Annotated in this window: 1 protein-coding gene; it reads left to right on the plus strand. The window is 77.0% G+C overall.

Going from position 1 to position 1,675, the window contains the following annotated elements; genetic code table 11:
- Nucleotides 1–46: 46 nt before the first annotated feature.
- On the plus strand, nucleotides 47–1,675 hold a 1,629-nt coding region (locus tag BFF77_RS32005; RefSeq protein ID WP_169922758.1), incomplete at its 3' end, for an ATP-binding protein.

Raw genomic sequence — 1,675 nt, forward strand, 5'->3', positions numbered from 1 at the left:
CAACGCGCCCGGAGCGGGCCCCGCCGGGGCAGGACCGGACGAGGACATGGCCGGCCTCTACGACGAGATCGCTCCCGTGAACGACTCCGACGACCCCGACGCCGGTGAGGACACGCCGGTCACCGCCGGGATCCGTCCGGTGGGCGCCGGCGCCGGTACGGACATCGGCGCGGGGCCCGGCCGCGGCGCGGCAGGACCTCACGGCGGCGCCCAGCCCCCGGCGGGCTCGGCCCGCGGCCCGCGGCCCGCGGAGTTCTTCGGCCGGGTGCGGGAGCTGAAGGCCCTGCACGGGGACATCGAGCGCGCCGGACTCAACACCATCTCCGGACGCAAGGAGCCGCGCGCCCGGGTGCTGCTGATCGCCGGACGGCCCGGGGCCGGCCGTACCGCGCTCGCGGAGGAACTGGCCGGGCAACTGCGCGACAGCTACCCCGACGGCGTCGTCAGGGCCAGGCTGACCGAGCCCGGGGGAGAGCGCGTCCCCACCGAGCGCACGGCCCGCGAGATCCTCGGCGCGTTCGCCGTCACCACTCCGCCCGGCGCCGGCGAGGACGAACTCTCCGAGATGGTGCGGGAGGCGCTGGCCGTACGGCGGGTGCTGCTGTTCCTCGACGACGCGGCGGACGCCGAGCAGGTCGATCCGCTCGTCCCCGACAACCCGGACTGCCTGGTCGTCGCCGTGGCACAGGGCCCGCTCACCGGGATCCCCGACGTCCGCCCCTGCACGCTCGGCGGCATGGACGCGAAGGCCGCCATCGAACTGCTCGCGCGGTTCACCGGCGCCGTCCGTATCACCGTCGATCCGCAGGCGGCCGAGTCCCTCGCCGAGGAGTGCGGCGGTCAGCCCGCCGCGCTCGTCCTGATCGGCGGCTGGCTCGCCGCCCGGCCCACCGCCTCCGTCGCCGACGCGACCAAGCGGCTGCGCGCCCTCCCGCACGACACCGAGCGCCCGGTCGGCGACCGCCCGCTCGCCCGCGCCTTCCGGCTCGTGTACGAGACGCTGCCGCCGTCCGCCGCCCGGGTCCTGCGGCTCTTCGCCCTCGCTCCGGCGGGGTTCGTGGACGCGCACACCGCCTCCGCGCTGGCCGGCTGCTCGGTCTCGGCCGCCAGGACCGCCCTTGTCGACTTCACCGCCCTCGGGCTGCTGCGCAGAGGCCCCGGTCCGGCGCCGGACGGGCAGCCGGCCGACGCCGCCGACCAGTACCTGGTGCCCGGTTGTCTCCTCCCGCTGCTGCGCGACCTCCTGGAGAAGCACGACCGCGAGTCCGAGGTCCAGCTCGCGCGGGCCCGGATGCTGGAGCGGACCGTACGGCTGCTCCAGTCCTGCCGGGCCGTCACCGAGCCCGACGGCTCCCCGGCCCGTAAACGGCTGGCCACGCTGCCCCGCTCCCTGCGCTATCCGACCGTCCCGGCCGCGGCCGGGTGGCTGGACTCACGGCAGCCCGCGCTGCTGGCCGCCGCCCGGCTTGCCGTCGCCGACGGAGAGCTGGACACGCTGGCCCGCCGGCTGATCGCCGCGCTGGTCCGGGCGCTGGCCGCGCACCGCGGCACCGAGGCCGCCGCGCCCGAGCTGTACGGGCTCCATCAGCTCGTCCTCGACGTCGCGGAGCGGCGCGAGCTGCACCGCGAGCAGGCCGCCGCGCTGCTGAACATCGGCGATCTGGACGCCCGGACC

It is taken from the genome of Streptomyces lushanensis (genome assembly GCF_001700515.1).
GTDB classification, from domain to species: Bacteria; Actinomycetota; Actinomycetes; order Streptomycetales; family Streptomycetaceae; genus Streptomyces; species Streptomyces lushanensis.